This window comes from Listeria ivanovii subsp. ivanovii (assembly GCF_900187025.1).
In the GTDB taxonomy this organism is placed as follows: domain Bacteria; phylum Bacillota; class Bacilli; order Lactobacillales; family Listeriaceae; genus Listeria; species Listeria ivanovii.
This window is the reverse complement of record NZ_LT906478.1, coordinates 984,223-1,002,139: the sequence shown is the minus strand read 5'-3', so window position 1 is coordinate 1,002,139 and position 17,917 is coordinate 984,223. Positions and strand designations below refer to the sequence as shown.

Genomic DNA, 17,917 nt, shown 5'->3' with positions numbered 1-17,917 from the left:
ATAAGTGAGCGAATTTACGTCTTTTTTACTTACTTTCTAAAAAGTGGATTAATACTTCAATCGCAAATGGAATGGCCTCTTCTTTTGGATTTAATTTTGCATGATGTAGGCTGTACTCTGAGTCAACACCAAGCCAAAACATAAAGCCTTTAATTCCTGATAAAAAGTAACCGAAATCTTCTCCTGTCATCGCTGACTTTGCCGGTACATAACTCTTTGGATAGCTTTCTTTTAAAAAGTCAATAAACGCTGCTGTTTCTGCTGGATCGTTATCCACTTGATAGTAATCAGAACCTGCATGAAAAGTCACTTCGCATTGATAAGCTTCTTCCCAGCCTTTCGCTAATTGTTTTAATCGAGTCCAAACGATTTCCATTGTTTCAGGTGAAAGTGTTCGGATTGTTCCATCTAAAAAAGCTGTTTCTGCGATAACATTTTGAATTTCACCGCCATGAATCCTACCAATGGTAATGACAGCACTATCCATTGGGTCGATATTTCGGCTAATAATCGTTTGCATTTGACCTACAAAAGCACTTGCTGCCACTACCATATCATTAGCTAAATGCGGATATGCTGCGTGACCACCTTTTCCTTTAAAAGAAATGAATAGTTCAGATGTATTGGCGAATAATAGCCCTGGTTTAATGGCGATTTGGCCAACTTTGTATTCCGGTGCAATATGCAACCCGTAAATCGAATCTGGACGCCATTCAGCAAACTCAGCACTTTCCATAATTGGCTTAGCTCCTCCAGGTCCTTCTTCTGCTGGTTGAAACACAAATAATAAATTATCTTTTGCTGGCTTACTAGCAAAATGAGTTAATACGCCAAGTGCAATACTCATATGTAAATCATGTCCACAAGCATGCATATTTCCTGCATGCTTTGACTCAAAAGCTAAACCAGTTTCTTCCGTAATTGGCAAAGCATCAATATCCGTACGGTAACCAATTGTTTTCGTTGGACTCGTTCCGCTTACTCGAACTAACAGACCAGTGCGCCATTTCTTCACTTCCAAATACCTGCTTGGTAATTTATTTATATAATCAAGTAAGTAAGCTTGTGTTTTCCATTCTTTGTAACCTGTTTCTGGAATTTGATGCAACTCGCGGCGAATCGAAATAAATTGATTTAAGTCCACGTTTCTCTCTCCTTTTAAAAAAGGACTGTTCCGCCAAAAGACGAAACAGTTTCCTTCATTTTTTAAAGTTGACGAAGTTCTTGCATGATTTCTGTTTTAGACGCTGTTTTTGCATCTAGTTTTTTTAGTTCGCGAGCTGGGATTCCAGCAACAACGGTACCAGGAGCTACATCTTTTGTAACAATTGCTCCAGCGGCAACAACAGCACCTTCTCCAATACGCACGCCTTCTAAAACAACCACATTCGCACCAATAACAACATTATCTTCTACAATGACAGGTTGTGCGGATGGTGGTTCTACTACACCAGCAAGTACTGATCCAGCACCAATATGGCAATTTTTCCCAACTGTTGCGCGGCCTCCAAGAACTACATTCATATCAATCATTGTACCGTCACCAATAACAGCACCGATATTAATGCTTGCTCCCATCATAATAACTGCATTGTCGCCAATCGTTACTTGATCGCGAATGACAGCACCCGGTTCAATTCTAGCATTGATATTTTTCATATCTAAAAGTGGAATAGCAGAATTACGACGATCATTTTCAATTACGTAATCTTCAATATTCGCTTTATTTGCTTCAAGTAATGGTTCAACAATCGCCCATTCTCCAAAAATCGTTCCCGCATTTCCAGTAATAAATGTTTTTACATCCACTGGAAAAGTAATTTTTTCTAAGTCACCTTTAAGGTATACTTTGACTGGTGTTGCTTTCTTGCTATTTTGAATAAAAGAAATAATTTGGTGTGCATCCATTTGTTTCATGAATAATTGTCTCCTTCCAATTCGTTCTGATTTCTATTTTGCCATAGCTATTTCACTTGTTCAAGGAATTTATCTATTATTTCTAAAAATGCATTTACTTGTGGTAAGCCAAGCGATTGTTCATACGTCAATAAATTAGTTTCTCGGCTAAGAATGGAACCGTCTTTTTCTGTAAGTGGTATTTTATTGATTTTGTCGGGATAACCTAACATTGTTACTTCTGGTAAAATAGCAAAGCCAATCCCATTAAGAGCCATTTGACGCGATGTTTCCATTTGATCCATTAACATCGCCTGACGTGGCATTTTTCCGAAATTTCGTTGCCAGTAGTCTTGAATTACCTGATAGTAGTTAGAATCACTTCGAAACTGTACAAAAGGTCTGTTCGTCTGGAAAACCTCTTCAATTTTCGTGATTTCTGTATCTACTAAAATTAATTTATCATTAAAAAGTGGCTTTTGGACACTTTTCCAAGTAGAATTTCCGCGAACGATGCCAATATGCACATTTCCAGCTGCAAGTTGCTGCGTCACTTCGCTGCTCCAACCTGTTACAAGCGAAATTTGGACATTTGGATATGCGCTAGTGAATGTTTTTAAGACACGAGGAAGCCACATTTGAGCCACAACACTAGCACAAGCAATTCGCAAGGTCCCACGCACGACACCTTCCATTGCTTCTAGTTTTTCTTGAATGGTATGTTCTCGCTCAATAACACTTGAAGCATGACGGACAATCGCTTCTCCTTCTGGTGTAAGTAGTAGACCTTTTTGTGTACGAATGAAAATCTTTGTATTCCATCTACTTTCAATTGTTTGCAAACGCTGCGATAAAGCTGGTTGACTTAAAAAAAGTTTTTCTGCACTTTTACGCATATTGAGTTCTTCCGCTAAACAGACAAGTAATTCATATTCCGTTACAATCATCTATTTTCCTCCACCTGTAAATGAATATAACGATTGACTTGCTTCAAGACAACCCGTCTTGTCACAATCCCTTCAAAATGGAACTCATTATCGATAACACAAACAAAAGGATGATCAACAAGTAAGTGAACAATTCTTTCGTTATTTAGGAAATCTTTAATCACTGGAAAATCAGTTTGCATAACATCTTCTACTTTCAGCTCTTCCAAACGCTCAAATTCAATGCGCTCGAGCCCTAGTATTGCATCTGTTATCATTGCGGCACTTATTAATCCGTGAAGTTTAAACTCAAAGTCTAGTACTGGAATAACCGAATAACCACATTTCGTTAAAACAAGCAATGCATGTTCTAAATTATTACCAAGCTGTACGTGGGCTACTTTTTCAGCAGAAATCATCGAATCAGCTAATTCGTTATCAATAAACTGTCCAAATCTATTAGAGATCATTTAGAATCTTCCTCTTCCTCGTATTTTCATGTTCGAAGTTTCTTTCAACTAAAAAAATAAATCGAAACTTTTCCATCTCCTATTCTATCATACTATCTGGGGAGATTTCTTTCATTTAGTGTTTAAAAGTTAATTTTTTACATAAAAAAAGCTGTGAAAATGATTCACAGCTTCGACGTAAAAAACAAAGATAAGTCGTTTCTTACAATGTTATTCGTTTTCTTGTAGCGTTTCAAAAATTTCGATAGCTGTCATATCAATATCATCAAATTGATATTTGCTATTGTCGCCATAAATTTCTACTTCAAATGAGTTAGAAGCTTGAAAAAACTTCACTTCGCACACTGGTGTACCGTTTTTTTCAAACCGTCTTGCTTGTGTTTCAGCAGACTCATCTTCTTGCATTGCATGTAAACGTTGAATAATTCCCAATAACTGAGACATATTAACTCTCCTCTCAAATCTACCAACTGACGTGCAAAAATTGGCATACCTTGCTGTTTTACTGGCGTGGCAATGCTTTTTTACATATTTCCTCAAATCTGGTTTTTTCGCCACATCTTATTTCTTTCACTATACTACCAAATTTTATCGCAAACCGCACGTATAACGCAAGGGTTCTGGAAATATTCAGAAAAAGAAATTATTTTAATGTAACTAGAAAGTCACTTTTTGTTCTGTTTTATGCACTTTTAATCCTAAAAAAAGACTATAAAAAAGTCAAAACTTTTTTATAGTCTTTTTTAATTAAAATTCATTTTTGCGGTTGGCTGTTGTACTAATAATCATCTTTGTCGCGCGAACAATGGTTTTATGACGATTAAATCCTTTTACACAAATCGTTTGGTCACCAATTGTCGCAAATACCTCGCCCCAAGAGCCACAAGGATTAAAGCCGTATGCATGTATTTTTAACAAGCCATCTTTTGTTGGGAAAAAGAGAGCTTCATATTTACCTGGTTTCATCATATCCACTGGCCCCTTCCAATTTCAACCAATCATCTCTAACTGAAAACGATTATCATTATTAAAACTATCTTATAGCATTCTAAATGAAAGTGCAAGGTTTTTTAGTAATATTTTCAGACATTTTGCTTTTTTTACTTTTTAGGCTATAATGGAATGAAATTATGAAGCTTACTCCCAGCTAAACTCGCCGGGATTTTCTACGAAAGAAAGGTGACGAAAATGACAAAATCGATACGACCTGAATTACACGATATTCAAGTAAGTGGTATCAGAGCTTTCAATACAAGAGTCACTGGTATTCCAGATATGATTCGTTTGACACTTGGTGAACCTGATTTTCCAACACCAGAACATGTCAAACAAGCCGCCATTCAAGCAATTCAGGATAATTTCACCAACTATACTCCTAATGCCGGTATGCCAGAACTGTTAGAGGCAGCTTCTACTTACTTTCAAGAAAAATATAACTTAGAATACAACACAAATGAAATTATCGTCACAGTGGGGGCTACAGAAGCTATCTCGGTTGCACTGCAAACCATTCTTGAGCCAGGTGATGAAGTTATTTTACCTGATCCGATTTATCCTGGCTATGAACCACTTATTACTTTAAACAAAGCACATCCGATAAGAATAGACACAACAGAAACTAATTTCAAATTAACCCCTACGCAATTACGGAAACACATTACACCTAAAACAAAAGCGCTTATTATTCCTTACCCTTCCAATCCAACTGGTGTTAGTTTAACAAAAGAAGAACTGGTGGATTTAGCAAATGTTTTAAGAGAAGCTGGTATTTTTGTTATTGCTGATGAAATCTATAGCGAATTAATCTATCACGAAGAACATGCTAGTATCGCTCCTATGCTTCGAGAACAAACAATCGTGATTAACGGCCTATCCAAATCCCACGCGATGATTGGCTGGCGAATTGGTTTTCTGCTTGCACCTGAAATAATCACCAAACAAATGTTGAAAATCCATCAATATTCCGTTACTTGCGCGAGCTCTATTTCTCAAAAAGCAGCTTTAGAAGCCATCACAAATGGCAAGGATGATGCTTTTCAAATGCGTACCGAATATAAAACTAGAGCAAACTTCACACAAGATCGTTTAGAAAAAATGGGATTCACGGTTGTTCCACCTGATGGCGCTTTTTATTTCTTCGTAAAACTGCCAGATGAGATTACCGAAAATTCTTTTGACTGGGCTGTCAAGCTTGCAGAAGAAGCAAAAGTTGCAGTAGTTCCAGGCAATGCTTTTTCAGAAAAAGGCGACCGTTTTTTCCGACTTTCTTATGCCACTTCTTTTAATAAACTAGCAGAAGCACTAGACCGAATGGCTGCTTTCTTAAGCAAATAAAAAACCAAAGCAACTTTCTACTTTGGCTTTTCGAACAGCTACTAATCTTAGTAGCTGTTTTTTAACGATAATATTTAATTAATGCTTGTGTTCCTTCTTCACTTAGCCCGCGTTCAGCCAATGTTTCGTACATTTTTTCAGCTAGCATAAGCCCTGGTAACTCCAGTCCCATTTGTTGTGCTTCCGAAATAGCAATTCCCATATCTTTAATAAAATGCTTTATAAAAAAGCCTGGTGAAAAATCATCTTTGAGTACGCGAGGAATCAAATTGGTAAGTGACCAACTACCTGCCGCTCCACCAGAAATAGATTCCAGTACACGAGAGGGGTTAAGTCCGGCTTTTTCCGCATAAATAATCGCTTCTGTTACACCAATCATATTGGATGCAATCGCAATTTGGTTAACCATTTTCGTATGTTGTCCGGAACCTGCTTCTCCTTGTAAAATAGCACTACTACCAAGAATAGCGAAAATTGGTTCTGCTTTTAGAAAAATAGCTTCATCCCCACCAACCATAATCGCTAGTGTTCCATTTTTCGCACCAATATCCCCACCTGAAACTGGAGCATCCAAAACGCCGATTCCTTTTTCACTACCAACTTGAGCCATTTTTTTTGCTAATGCTGGAGAAGAAGTTGTCATATCAATAGCTATAGATCCCGGTTTCAAATGATTTAAAAAGCCCGCTTCACCTAAATAGAGTGTCTCAACATCTTTTGGATAGCCTACCATTGAAATGAGCACATCTACTTTCGCCGCTAAGTCATTTGGCTCCGCTTCCCAGTGCGCACCTTTCTCTAAAAGCCCTTCTGCTTTTGATTTAGTTCGCGTATACACAAAAACCTCATACCCTGCTTCAAGCAAGTGAGAAGCCATGCTCACACCCATAACACCGGTGCCTACAAATCCTATTTTCTTCATTTCCAAAAACCTCCTACCTAAAGCTAAGTCCAATAATAGATAAAACCGCAAAAAAGATACTAATTAATCCAACTAAAAAAATATGTACTTTTTTATACATAACGACAATCGCAATAAACTCTCTTATAAGCGCATTGGGTATATAATATAATGCTGTTTTTGCACCTATCCCTTGACTCTTCAAACCTGCTTTTTTAACGTACAAACTTGCTCGGAATAAATGAAAATTATTTGTTGAAAACAAGCTATTATACTCAGACATAATCGCATCCATTTTCTTTTTCGAAAATTGCATATTTTGAAGGGTGTTAATCGACTTATTTTCCATAATAATAAAGGTTTCGTCAATCCCTTTACTAATCAAATAACCACGCATCGCTTCTGCTTCTGAAATGGTTTCGTTCGCACCTTGTCCACCTGAAACAATAAAAGTAGCCCGCTTTCCTTTTTTCATGAGTTGTTTTTGATAAAACGAAATTGCTCGGTCAAGCCGACTTGCAAGAAGTGGCGGCACTCTATTTCCTCCTATTAACCCACTACCAAGCACAATTAGAAAATCTTGATTATACCTCGGAAAACTGTATTGATAGATTAAAGTCGATAACAGAAAGGATAGAAATAAAAAAGAAAAATAACCTACCACTGTCATAATAAATACAATCAAAATTCCAAGCACCGGACTATTTGCTTGTAAAATATTGCCAAACCAAATAACAATAAGCGCAATAATACCTAAACCAATAAATAAAGGTAACATATTAGCTAATTTGCGCCCTTCTCGTTTAAGCATTAATCGTCCGTTAACAATGAGCATCGCCCCCAACCCGATAACAAAGAATGGAATAAGAAGTAATAATAAAAGTAGTACTGTTCCCATTATCGAAACAAGTAATTCATTCCCTTTGGAAAAAATAGCATACACCATCGAAAGTAATAAGAAAAATAAAGCGATTGTTAAAAAAATCCCATTGCTAATTCTTCGCCTATCAATTATAGATAAAACGATAAAGAGAAGTAAAAAGAATCCCGCTAAAAAATAGATAACCACTCTCGATGCCCCCCTTTTTGCTAACTGCCATTTTAATTATACTTGGGGAGCTTCTTTTATACAACACAAAAAGATCTAGACAAATAAATGTCTAGATCTTCACTCAGATTTTACTCTGCAGTATATTTTTCAACTAATTCTACAACTTCTTCTGCTGTAGATTTGTTTAATGCTTCTTCTGCTAATTTCACCATTTCAGATTGATCTAAACGCTTGATTAGCGAACGAGATTTCAGAATGCTTGAAGCACTCATCGAAAACTCATCTAAGCCTAAACCTAGAAGAAGTGGTACAGCCGTTTGATCTCCAGCCATTTCTCCACACATACCAGTCCATTTGCCCTCTTTATGAGATGCATCAATGACCATCTTCACTAAACGAAGGATGGAAGGATTGTACGGTTGGTAAAGATAAGAAACACGTTCATTCATACGGTCAGCAGCCATTGTATACTGAATTAAATCGTTCGTTCCGATAGAGAAGAAATCAACTTCTTTTGCAAATTGATCAGCAAGAACCGCAGCAGCCGGAATTTCAATCATAATTCCAAGTTCGATGGAATCAGAAACTTCTGTCCCAGCAGCTTTTAGTTTTGCTTTTTCGTCTAGTAAAATATCACGTGCTTGACGGAATTCATTTACAGTTGCAATCATCGGGAACATGATTTTTAAGTTACCGTATACGCTTGCACGAAGTAACGCGCGAAGTTGTGTACGGAATAACTCTTCATTCGCAAAGCAAAGACGAATAGCACGGAAGCCTAAGAATGGGTTCATTTCTTCTGGAAGCTCTAAGTATGGTAACGTTTTATCGCCACCGATATCTAAAGTACGAACAACCACAGATTTTCCGTCCATTCCAGAAACTACTGCTTTATACGCTTCAAATTGCTCTTCTTCTGTTGGGAAATTATCGCGACCCATGTACAAGAACTCTGTACGATAAAGGCCTACTGCTTCCCCACCGTTAGAAATAACACCATCTAAATCAGTTGGCGTTCCAATATTTGCTGCAAGCTCAACGTGAACTCCATCTTTAGAAACTGTTTTTTCATTTTTAAGTTTATCCCATTCTGCTTGTTGTAAAGTAAAATCGGCTTTGATTTTTTTATAATGAGCGATTTGTTCTTCTGTTGGATGGATGATAACATTACCTTCCAAACCATCAATAATAACAAGATCATTCTTCGCTACACTAGCAGTAACTTCTTTTGTTCCTACAACTGCTGGAATTTCAAGCGAACGTGCCATAATAGCGGAGTGAGAAGTACGACCACCGATATCCGTTACAAAACCTTTAACAAAGTTACGGTTAAGTTGTGCGGTATCAGAAGGCGTTAAATCTGCTGCAACAACAACTACTTCCTCATCAATTAAAGTAGGATTTGGAATAGTTACACCTAATAAGTGTGAAAGAACACGTTTGCGTACATCTTTAATATCCGCTGCACGCTCGCGCATATATTCGTTGTCCATAGATTCAAACATACCAATAAACATGTCTGTCGTTTCTTGTAAAGCTGTTTCTGCATTCGTCTTAGCAGTTTTAATGCTTTCTTCAATTGGGCCTGTTAATTCAGGATCATTTAAAACTAGAAGATGCGCATCAAAAATCTGTGCCTTATCTTCGCCTAAATCTTTAGCTGCCTTTTCACGAATCGCCGAAAGTTCTGTTTTAGAAACTTCTAACGCGCTTTCAAAACGTTTTACTTCACTTTCAACATCCGTAACTTCTGTTTTTTCATAGGAAAGATCAGGTTCAACGAGCAGATAAGCTTTCGCAATGGCAATCCCATCAGATGCTGCGATACCTTTCAACTCTTTAACCATTATTCAGCCAATCCTTCTTTCTTAAGAACTTCCGTTAATCCTTCAATTGCTTCTTTTTCATCGCTACCTTCAGTGTAGATAGTAATGTCAGCGCCTTTACCAATACCAAGGGACATAACACCCATGATTGATTTAAGATTTACTTTTTTGCCAGTGTATTCAATTTGAACGTCAGAGCTGTATTTACTTGCAGCCTGCACCAATAGAGTTGCTGGGCGTGCGTGAATTCCTGTTTCATCGATTACTACAAAACTTGCTTGTTCCATAATTTACATTCTCCTTTGTAAAGAAATTTGTTGTAACCTTTTAAGCCAAAAAATTTTCAGCAAAAAAGACTATCCCTCAATTAAAAAGAGTACCATGTTTTACCCTTTGTTACAACTATTTGATTAAAAATTTTTTAGAATGTTTTTTCGTGCGCAAGCTTCTCTCATCCATTATCCGCAAATAAAAAAGTACTATCTTTTTAAAATAATGTCACGAAATCGTCGCTTTTATAAAATTAAATAGTATTTTTGGAAGGCTTATAGTTGATTTTAATAGTATTTTAGTGCAAAATTTAAGGAAGGTTCAAAAATGCATACATTCTTTTTCAGCAAGATAGTGGCAACACCGAAATTTGAAGGAGTGATAACAATGGCAAAAGCACATGTTGGAGACATTATTGAATTTAAGGATGGCTTGACTGGAATTGTAGAAAAACTGAACGAAAATTCTGTTATAGTCGACTTAACTTATATGGAAAATTTTAAAGATTTAGGCATTGAGGAAAAAACAGTTGTTAATCACAAAAATTATCAAATTATTCATTCTGTGGAAGAAGATGAGGATGAAGCAGAAGAAACCGAAGAATAAAAATCAAACGAAATTTTCAGTGCGCAAAAATAAAGCATTTCTAAGAACCAGTGCTTTGTGTTTTTGCGTTTTTTATATGTGTGAAAATCGGGAAAGGAGGACTTACAACAGATGAAAAATAAAACAAAAATTGCGATTATCGGAGCTGGCCCAGGAAGTTTAGCAGCCGCTATGCTCTTAAGTCAACTTGATTATGAAGTGAGCATCTATGAAAAAAATGACCGGATTGGTGGTCGAACTGCCTTACATAAGATGGGAAAATATTCATTCGACATTGGTCCATCTGCTTTAACGATGACGCATGTTCTAACTTCTCTTTTCATGGATTGTAAGCGAAACATTCTCGACTATATCTCACTCTTACCAATTAATCCAATACACACACTTTATTTTAAAGATATTAGCTTTCCGCTTTATAGTGACTATGAAGCGACTAAAACTGTAATTGCTACTTACTTCCCTGGTGAAGAAGAAGGTTTTGATCGTTTTATGAGAGAGAACACTAAGAAAATGTTGTATTTAACACCACTTAATCAATTTAATTATAGTTCATTATTTGACTTCTTTCGCCCAACTACTTTGAGAGCTCTTCCAAGTTTGACGCTTGGTAGATCTTTAATGGATGATTTAGCAAGATATTTTAATAGTAAACCTCTCCGCTTAGCTTTTTCCCTTCAAATGCGCTATTTAGGGATGTCTCCATGGGATATACCAGCAGCCTATAGTATCATCCCATTTTCCGAATATTATTACGGGACCTATCACCCTATCGGCGGGCAAAATAAAATTGTCGAAGCGATGCAACAAGTAGTTACTGAGAATAAAGGAAAGTTCTTTTTTAACTCAGAAGTCACCGAATTTGAAGTAAACGGCAAAGAGATTACGGGAGCTAGGCTAGCAAATGGTCAAACAATTGAAGCAGACTATTATTTTACGAATTTAGATTTCATTTATTCGATGTCCAACGAAAAAACCAGGCAAGTGGACAATAAAGAGTACTCCTCTTCTGCTTTTATGCTCTACTTAGGTTTAAATACGGAACTTCCTTTTTCCCATCAGTCGATTATTTTCCCTAATGATTACCGAAAATTTTCTACTAATACGATGCAAAAAAAGGTGCTCTCGAAAGATTTAGCTATCCATGTAACGAACCCCTCTGCAACTGATAATACAATGGCACCATTTAATCATTCAAGTATTCGAATTATGGTCCCTGTTCCTAATACTTCCAGTCAAATAGATTGGACAAAAGAAACAAAAGATTTTAGACAGTTAATTTTAGATACGATAAAAGAACGACTAGATGTTCCAAAGTTAGAAGATTATATTGAAGAAGAATTTATCATCACCCCAACAGATTGGGAAGAAAAATACCACATCAAATATGGTGCTGTTTTTGGCTTACAACATGTATGGAATCAACATGGCTTTCTTCATCCAACTAAAAAAACACCTAACTATAAAAATTTATTTGTTATCGGTGCTGGAGCAATGACCGGCAGTTCGCTTCCATATATTATCGAAAATGCACAAATCGCGACTAGAAAATTTTTACAAAAAGAAAAGAAATCCAAGTAGCCATTACTCGGATTTCTTTATTTGTTTCTCCTCTTTTTCTAAACTGAAAAAGTAACATACAGTAAAAATAATATTAGAAACAATAATAATGGCGATGGAGGTCCATAAATCAAGGTAGAATGATAAAAAGACAAAAAAGGCGATGATAATCCAATATACAATCACAATTTCTGATTTTAAATCGGGATACTTAAGTCGCTCCCACCCGTCCGTTAAACTTAAAATAAAGTAAATCATCAAATGTAAAATAAGTCCAAGTAACCACCAGTTGATAAAATCAGATAGCTGTAAAATCGTAAAACCATTTTGTATTATATAAAGTTGTTTTGATTGCATTGTTATTGGTTCAATTAATACTTCAAAAATCATTACCATTGTCGCGGCTATAAAAGAATAAATCCCACCACGAATCCAGTCAATATTAATTTTCAGCGTAATCTCACGTGCAATAATGTGTGTTCCAGCTATCATCCCTACCCAAATGAAACCCATTGTGATAGGAATGCCGTAAATACTTCCGCCAAGTGTAGAACCAACATATTCGTCTGTATAGCTTAACTGCATCCATTCAATACACGTACTGACAACAAATACTAATAACGTAATCGCAGAACCAAGCCACTTTCCGTATTGCATAATAAAGAAAACAGCAGCAAAAACACCTGTGAAAACGAGAAATAGTGATTGAATAGTTGTTAAGTTTGGTGGAATAATATTTAAGGACACAAGTAATACATTACCTAAAAACCAAAAAATATAAATCCAAAGTAAAAATTTGTAGTTTTTTTCTAGCATCTGTTAACCACTCCTATTTTTTCATTATAAAGGAATTATTTAATTCTACAACTTTTATCTCATCTTTAGTATAATTGTTGCCAAACGTTTTCATTTGTTTTAAAGTAGTATGAGAAGTTATTTGTTAAGAAGAGGTGTAAAGTATTTGAAGAGCATCAAGATCGATTATAAACTTGTACTGGGACTTATTCTCTGTGCCCTACTTGTTATCTTAACATATCAGTTTCCTCGTGTTTTTTGGTATTTATATGGAGCTGGGATGTTATTTTTACTTAGTTTTGTGATTTTTAATGATGATTTAAAAAAAGAATATTCTTTTACTAAAGGAATATTACCTGGTGTTTTTTCTGGAATTGTTCTCTATATTGTCTTTTACATAGGTGCATTTATTCTTAAAATTATGCCTGGAGGTCTAGAAAATTCTGTGGCAGCTGCTTTCAATAAATATGCAACTGACTCTTGGGTGATTTGGCTACTACTTGTTGTTGCTATCATCCCTGGTGAAGAAATATTTTGGCGAGGATTTGTATTAAAACGCTTAAATAATTATTTTAATCCTTGGTTTTCCAACATTTTTGCCGCGTTATTATGTATGATAATGATGTTTCCAAGTGGTAATTTTGCCGCAATCATTGGAATATTTGTCGCTTCCCTCGTTTGGAATGTGATGTACACTTACCGTTCAAGTTTGCTTATGGTATATGTATCCCATTTGACTTTTGCGTTTTTACTACTTGCTGCTCTTCCAATTTATTAATAATTACCTTTAAAAACCACTCCTTTTTTGGGGTGTTTTTTTTAAAAAAAATGAAGCAAAATACTTGAAAGTCAAAATAGGTCAGTATATAATAAATTCATAAGGTCAAAGATAGTCAAAGTCAAGACCTTCAATTCTTATCTTTAAAGGAGGAACTGAAACTATGAATTGCGAAAAATGTAATCAAAATCAAGCTACAATCCAATTATATATGAATATTAACGGCAAACGTGTCGAAATGCCACTTTGCGCGTCTTGTTATGCAGAAGTTAGAAATCAAGCAAACTTCGGGGGAAATGAATTTCCATCAGGTGGCTCTCCGTTCGACGATATTTTCCGTCAACTAAGTGGTGCTGCAAACCAAGCAAACCGCGAACACAAAAGTCAAGCGCAAGTACAAACTCAAGCAGGAAACGATGGCAATGGTTTGCTTGACGAATACGGTACTAATTTAACAGATATCGCAAAAAATAACCAACTAGATCCAGTCATCGGTCGTGATAAGGAAATTAAGCGTGTGATTGAAATATTGAATCGCCGCAATAAAAACAATCCAGTGCTCATTGGTGAACCTGGTGTTGGTAAAACTGCTGTTGTCGAAGGACTTGCAAATGCGATTATCGCTAGAGAGGTCCCAACGAAACTATTAAATAAAGAGGTCATTTTACTTGATGTCGCTTCGCTTGTTTCCGGCACAGGTATCCGCGGTCAATTTGAAGAACGTATGAAACAGCTAATCAAAGAATTGCAAGAACGTAAAAACACCATTTTATTCATTGATGAAGTACACACTATTGTTGGGGCAGGGTCGGCAGAAGGTTCGATGGATGCTGGCAACATTTTAAAACCTGCACTTGCTCGTGGTGACTTACAAATGATTGGTGCAACTACACTTAAAGAATACCGCACTATCGAAAAAGATGCGGCACTTGAACGTCGCTTCCAACCGGTGACAGTAAATGAACCAACTACAGAAGAAACATTAACTATTTTAAATGGTCTAAAGGATAAATATGAAGACTTCCATGAGGTTGTTTACTCACCTGAAGCATTAAAAGCAGCTGTAGAGCTAAGTACACGTTACATTCAAGATCGTCATTTACCCGATAAAGCCATCGATTTAATGGATGAAGTTGGTTCTAAATACAACTTAGCTATCGAAAAACTAGATGAAAACACCGTAAGTGAACGTGTTGCTCATTTAGAAGAAGAAAAAAATCAAGCTCTGCAAAAGGAAGACTATGAAAAAGCAGCCAAAGTTCGCGATGAAATTTCTCGCTTAGAAGAAAATAAAACTAGCAACGCTTTCTCGGAACGCCCTGTTATTCAAGCTTCTGATATCCAAGCAATCATTGAAGAAAAAACAGGTATCCCAGTCGGACGTTTACAAGAAAATGAACAATCAAAAATGAAACATCTTGAAAGCAACCTATCCGGAAAAGTAATCGGCCAAGAAGATGCTGTGAAGAAAGTGGCTAAAGCAATTCGTCGCAGCCGCGTCGGTCTAAAAGCGAAACATCGTCCAATTGGTTCCTTCCTATTTGTTGGACCAACTGGGGTCGGAAAAACAGAACTTGGTCGCTCGCTTGCTCGCGAATTATTTGGTACAAGTGAAGCAATGATTCGTTTAGACATGAGTGAATTCATGGAAAAACACAGTGTTTCTAAATTAATTGGTTCTCCTCCAGGTTATGTTGGTCACGAAGAAGCTGGACAATTAACTGAAAAAGTTCGCCGCAACCCATACAGCATCATTCTTTTAGATGAAATTGAAAAAGCGCACCCAGATGTTCAACATATGTTCTTACAAATTTTAGAAGATGGTCGTTTAACAGACTCTCAAGGTCGTACAGTTAGTTTTAAAGATACCGTCATCATTATGACAAGTAACGCTGGAGCAACTGACACAGAAGCTTCTGTCGGCTTTAATACTACTACTGATGCTAAACTTGAAAAAGGTTCTGACATTCTAGCAAAGCTAGGCGCATACTTCAAACCAGAATTCCTAAACCGTCTAGATAGCGTCATCGAGTTTAAATCACTTGAAAAAGATGATTTAGTACAAATTATTGACTTAATGCTTGTTGATTTAAATACGATGCTTGCTCAAGAAGATGTTACTATTGAAGTGGCACCCGAAGTAAAAGAACATTTGATAGACCTTGGATACGATTCTAAATTCGGTGCTAGACCCCTTCGCCGGACAATCCAAGAACATTTAGAAGATGCGATTGCTGACTCACTTATCGATCAACCAGAAGCAACACACTTAGTCGCAACGCTCAATGATGAAAAAGAAATTGTCATCAAAGAACAAGTAACTGCATAAAAAAGCAAAAAGGCTTGAGTTAATCTAAACTCAGGCCTTTTTCTAATGCCAATAAATATTGTTTTTTATCTAGGTCCGTCCCGTTATACCCGCCAAGTTCCCCGTTACTTTTCACACATCTGTGACAAGGTATAATAATCGGAACTGGATTAGCACGGTTAGCTTGTCCCACCGCTTGGACTGCTTTCGGACTTCCTGCTGAAATGGCAATGTCTTTATAACTAACAACCTCGCCGTACTCGACCTCACTTAATGCTTGCCAAACTCGCTTTTGAAAAGGTGTTCCGGTAAGGCTTAATGGTAAATCAAACTGCTCTAACTCTCCTTTAAAATAAGCCTCTAGCTGCCTTTTTAAATCCATATAAAGTTTTAGTTCGTTCTCTTCTCCCGCTATTATTTCCCAATTAGTTGATTCATCATAGGAAATATTTGTAATAAATGCTGCTTCAATACTAATAAATAGCATGCCAACTGGTGAATTCATCGTTTGTTTTAGCATTAATTGCAAACCTCCAGTTATTTTGTTTTCTATAAAGATAGCATGTCCAAAAAAATCCGCAAACAAGTGTCATCTTCCATTAATATTTGATACCTTTTGTTACCCAACTGTTGGTTAATCGTTACAGATTCTAGGGAAAATGAAAAGAGCTAAGTTCAACATAGAAAGGATTGTTCGTTATGGTAAACACCGCCGAGAAGCGAGAGAGTTATTTTGACAATGCCAAATTCATCTTGATTTTTTTAGTTGTTTTTGGTCATTTCCTCCAAACATTTATTGCGGAATATGCGAGTGTACGTGTTCTTTATATTTACATCTACACTTTTCATATGCCTGCCTTTATTCTTATATCTGGCTTTTTCGCCAAAAGTTTTGGTCAACCTGGTTATTTGAAAAAAATGATGAAAAAGTTAATTCTACCATATGCCTTTTTCCAGTTAATTTATAGTATTTTCTATTATTTTTTACTAAACAAAGAAAATCTATCTATTAAATTTTTAGACCCTGAATGGTCGCTATGGTTTTTACTTAGTTTGTTTTTTTGGAACTTAATGTTGCTTGTTTTTGCCAAACTAAAACCGTGGAAATCTGTTACGCTGGCTCTTTTAATTGGGCTTCTTGCTGGATATTTTGATGTGATTGGTGGTTACCTCAGCTTATCCCGGACACTTGTTTTTTTCCCTTTCTTTTTAGTTGGCTTCTTTTTAACAAAAGAGCATTTTTATTTTCTTAAAACACATTTTGCAACTATCTTTAGCTGGATTTTCATTATAATATTGCTTATTTTTATCGCGATGAACCCTAACTTAAACGATAAATGGTTTTTAGGTTCCAAGCCTTATGGTAATTTTGTTGAAGTTAAATCATTAGGGTTATTTATCCGTTTTTTAGTTTACTTTATTAGTTTTTGCTCGATTGCTGCTTTTTTCAGTTTAGTTCCAAGAAAGAGATTGTTTTTCACTAAATGGGGTAAAAATACACTTTACGTTTATTTACTACATGGATTCTTTATTAAGTTCTTTCGGGAAGGCAGTCAGACGGAATTCCAACATAGTCCAACTACTTTTTTCCTACTGTTCGCAACTACTTTCGCATTAACGGTACTATTATCTAGTCGCTTGGTGAAAACCGTTGTTCAGCCAGTGATTGAACTTCGAACTTCGATGCTACATGATGTGTTTAGTAGACTCGCAAAACGGGAAAGTTATTAGAGATGTAGAAAGAAAAAGGAGGTTATATGATGGAATCAAGAAAACCAGAAACCATTATCGGATTAATTGGCTCTATTATTGGTATTTTTGTTGGATTTTGGATTATTAATTACGGGGATACAGTAACAGATTATATTCAAACATTTACTTATTTACCTGGTGATTTTGGAAATGAATTAGCAAATCTTGGATGGATTACTTTAATCGCATCTGTGGTCGCGCTAATCGCTTCTCTGCTAATTAAATCTGCACCGCGTGGTTGGGGTGTGATCTTAGTAGTTATCGGTGTCGTATTATTCTTCGTCATTGGTACTGCTTGGGTTATCTCTGGCATTTTAATCACTTTAACTGGTTTAATGGGTATTTTCAGACGCCCAGTACCAAAATCAAATTATTAAATACAGAATCCCTAGTCGAAATAGATTAGGGATTTTTTTATACCAAAAGCCTTTCCGCAGATAGCAGAAA

19 protein-coding genes are annotated in these 17,917 nt (G+C 36.2%); 7 read left to right on the top strand and 12 right to left on the bottom strand.

The annotated features are described in order from the left end of the window. Positions 1 to 25: 25 nt before the first annotated feature. From CKV67_RS04915 to CKV67_RS04890, 6 genes are all read right to left on the bottom strand, one after another. Entirely contained in the window at positions 26 to 1,144 is a 1,119-nt protein-coding gene (locus tag CKV67_RS04915) for an N-acetyldiaminopimelate deacetylase (protein WP_014092435.1), read from the bottom strand. Positions 1,145 to 1,206: 62 nt separating this feature from the next. After that, on the bottom strand, positions 1,207 to 1,917 hold the full coding sequence (gene dapD, locus CKV67_RS04910; RefSeq protein WP_014092434.1) for a 2,3,4,5-tetrahydropyridine-2,6-dicarboxylate N-acetyltransferase: 711 nt from the start codon (positions 1,915 to 1,917) through the stop codon (positions 1,207 to 1,209). Positions 1,918 to 1,964: 47 nt separating this feature from the next. Beyond that, a complete protein-coding gene (locus tag CKV67_RS04905; protein ID WP_014092433.1) occupies positions 1,965 to 2,843 on the bottom strand; it encodes a transcriptional regulator CcpC in 879 nt (292 codons plus the stop codon). Then, positions 2,840 to 3,292, bottom strand: a complete 453-nt coding sequence (cbpB, locus tag CKV67_RS04900; RefSeq protein WP_014092432.1) for a cyclic-di-AMP-binding protein CbpB — start codon at positions 3,290 to 3,292, stop codon at positions 2,840 to 2,842. Before cbpB ends, CKV67_RS04905 begins: the two co-directional genes overlap by 4 nt. A 210-nt stretch (positions 3,293 to 3,502) precedes the next feature. Then, positions 3,503 to 3,736, bottom strand: coding sequence for a YkuJ family protein (locus tag CKV67_RS04895; protein ID WP_003719227.1), 234 nt, complete (start codon positions 3,734 to 3,736; stop codon positions 3,503 to 3,505). A 303-nt stretch (positions 3,737 to 4,039) separates the two neighbouring features. Then, the gene (locus tag CKV67_RS04890) at positions 4,040 to 4,261 is read right to left on the bottom strand and encodes a hypothetical protein (RefSeq protein ID WP_014092431.1); all 222 of its coding nucleotides are present in this window, start codon (positions 4,259 to 4,261) and stop codon (positions 4,040 to 4,042) included. Positions 4,262 to 4,480: 219 nt separating this feature from the next. Between CKV67_RS04890 and CKV67_RS04885 the strand changes: the two genes are divergently transcribed. Next, positions 4,481 to 5,626: an aminotransferase class I/II-fold pyridoxal phosphate-dependent enzyme gene (locus tag CKV67_RS04885; RefSeq protein ID WP_014092430.1), complete on the top strand. Its 1,146-nt coding sequence runs from the start codon at positions 4,481 to 4,483 to the stop codon at positions 5,624 to 5,626. 61 nt (positions 5,627 to 5,687) lie between these two features. Here CKV67_RS04885 and CKV67_RS04880 read toward each other — a convergent pair whose 3' ends face one another. The 4 genes from CKV67_RS04880 to CKV67_RS04865 form a co-directional block, all read right to left on the bottom strand. Continuing rightward, complete coding sequence (locus CKV67_RS04880; protein WP_014092429.1) at positions 5,688 to 6,548, bottom strand: NAD(P)-dependent oxidoreductase; 861 nt, start codon at positions 6,546 to 6,548, stop codon at positions 5,688 to 5,690. A 13-nt stretch (positions 6,549 to 6,561) separates the two neighbouring features. After that, the gene (locus CKV67_RS04875; protein WP_025279851.1) at positions 6,562 to 7,596 is read right to left on the bottom strand and encodes a YdcF family protein; all 1,035 of its coding nucleotides are present in this window, start codon (positions 7,594 to 7,596) and stop codon (positions 6,562 to 6,564) included. Between the two features lie 110 nt (positions 7,597 to 7,706). Further along, positions 7,707 to 9,425: a phosphoenolpyruvate--protein phosphotransferase gene (ptsP, locus tag CKV67_RS04870; RefSeq protein ID WP_014092427.1), complete on the bottom strand. Its 1,719-nt coding sequence runs from the start codon at positions 9,423 to 9,425 to the stop codon at positions 7,707 to 7,709. Next, a complete protein-coding gene (locus CKV67_RS04865) occupies positions 9,425 to 9,691 on the bottom strand; it encodes a phosphocarrier protein HPr (protein ID WP_003719221.1) in 267 nt (88 codons plus the stop codon). The genes ptsP and CKV67_RS04865 overlap by 1 nt, the downstream gene beginning before the upstream one ends. Positions 9,692 to 10,001: 310 nt before the next feature. Here CKV67_RS04865 and CKV67_RS04860 point away from each other — a divergent pair, with 310 nt between their 5' ends. Next, positions 10,002 to 10,280, top strand: a complete 279-nt coding sequence (locus CKV67_RS04860) for a YkvS family protein (protein WP_014092426.1) — start codon at positions 10,002 to 10,004, stop codon at positions 10,278 to 10,280. Between the two features lie 111 nt (positions 10,281 to 10,391). Then, complete coding sequence (locus tag CKV67_RS04855; protein ID WP_014092425.1) at positions 10,392 to 11,858, top strand: phytoene desaturase family protein; 1,467 nt, start codon at positions 10,392 to 10,394, stop codon at positions 11,856 to 11,858. Between the two features lie 3 nt (positions 11,859 to 11,861). Here CKV67_RS04855 and CKV67_RS04850 read toward each other — a convergent pair whose 3' ends face one another. Beyond that, a complete protein-coding gene (locus CKV67_RS04850) occupies positions 11,862 to 12,653 on the bottom strand; it encodes a membrane protein (RefSeq protein ID WP_014092424.1) in 792 nt (263 codons plus the stop codon). Between the two features lie 145 nt (positions 12,654 to 12,798). On the opposite strand from CKV67_RS04850, the gene CKV67_RS04845 reads away from it, so the two are divergent. Both CKV67_RS04845 and CKV67_RS04840 read left to right on the top strand, forming a co-directional pair. Next, positions 12,799 to 13,410 (top strand): CPBP family intramembrane glutamic endopeptidase, encoded by a 612-nt coding sequence (locus CKV67_RS04845; RefSeq protein ID WP_014092423.1) that lies wholly within the window; start codon positions 12,799 to 12,801, stop codon positions 13,408 to 13,410. A 163-nt stretch (positions 13,411 to 13,573) separates the two neighbouring features. Further along, complete coding sequence (locus CKV67_RS04840) at positions 13,574 to 15,739, top strand: ATP-dependent Clp protease ATP-binding subunit (RefSeq protein ID WP_014092422.1); 2,166 nt, start codon at positions 13,574 to 13,576, stop codon at positions 15,737 to 15,739. A 19-nt stretch (positions 15,740 to 15,758) separates the two neighbouring features. Here the strand turns inward: CKV67_RS04840 and CKV67_RS04835 are convergent, their stop codons facing one another. Next, positions 15,759 to 16,238 carry a methylated-DNA--[protein]-cysteine S-methyltransferase gene (locus CKV67_RS04835; RefSeq protein ID WP_014092421.1) on the bottom strand — a complete coding sequence of 160 codons (480 nt, stop codon included), beginning with the start codon at positions 16,236 to 16,238 and terminating at the stop codon, positions 15,759 to 15,761. Between the two features lie 179 nt (positions 16,239 to 16,417). On the opposite strand from CKV67_RS04835, the gene CKV67_RS04830 reads away from it, so the two are divergent. Both CKV67_RS04830 and CKV67_RS04825 read left to right on the top strand, forming a co-directional pair. Next, positions 16,418 to 17,449, top strand: coding sequence for an acyltransferase family protein (locus CKV67_RS04830; protein WP_014092420.1), 1,032 nt, complete (start codon positions 16,418 to 16,420; stop codon positions 17,447 to 17,449). A gap of 29 nt (positions 17,450 to 17,478) precedes the next feature. After that, entirely contained in the window at positions 17,479 to 17,847 is a 369-nt protein-coding gene (locus tag CKV67_RS04825; protein WP_014092419.1) for a DUF4064 domain-containing protein, read from the top strand. The last annotated feature ends 70 nt before the right edge of the window (positions 17,848 to 17,917 follow it).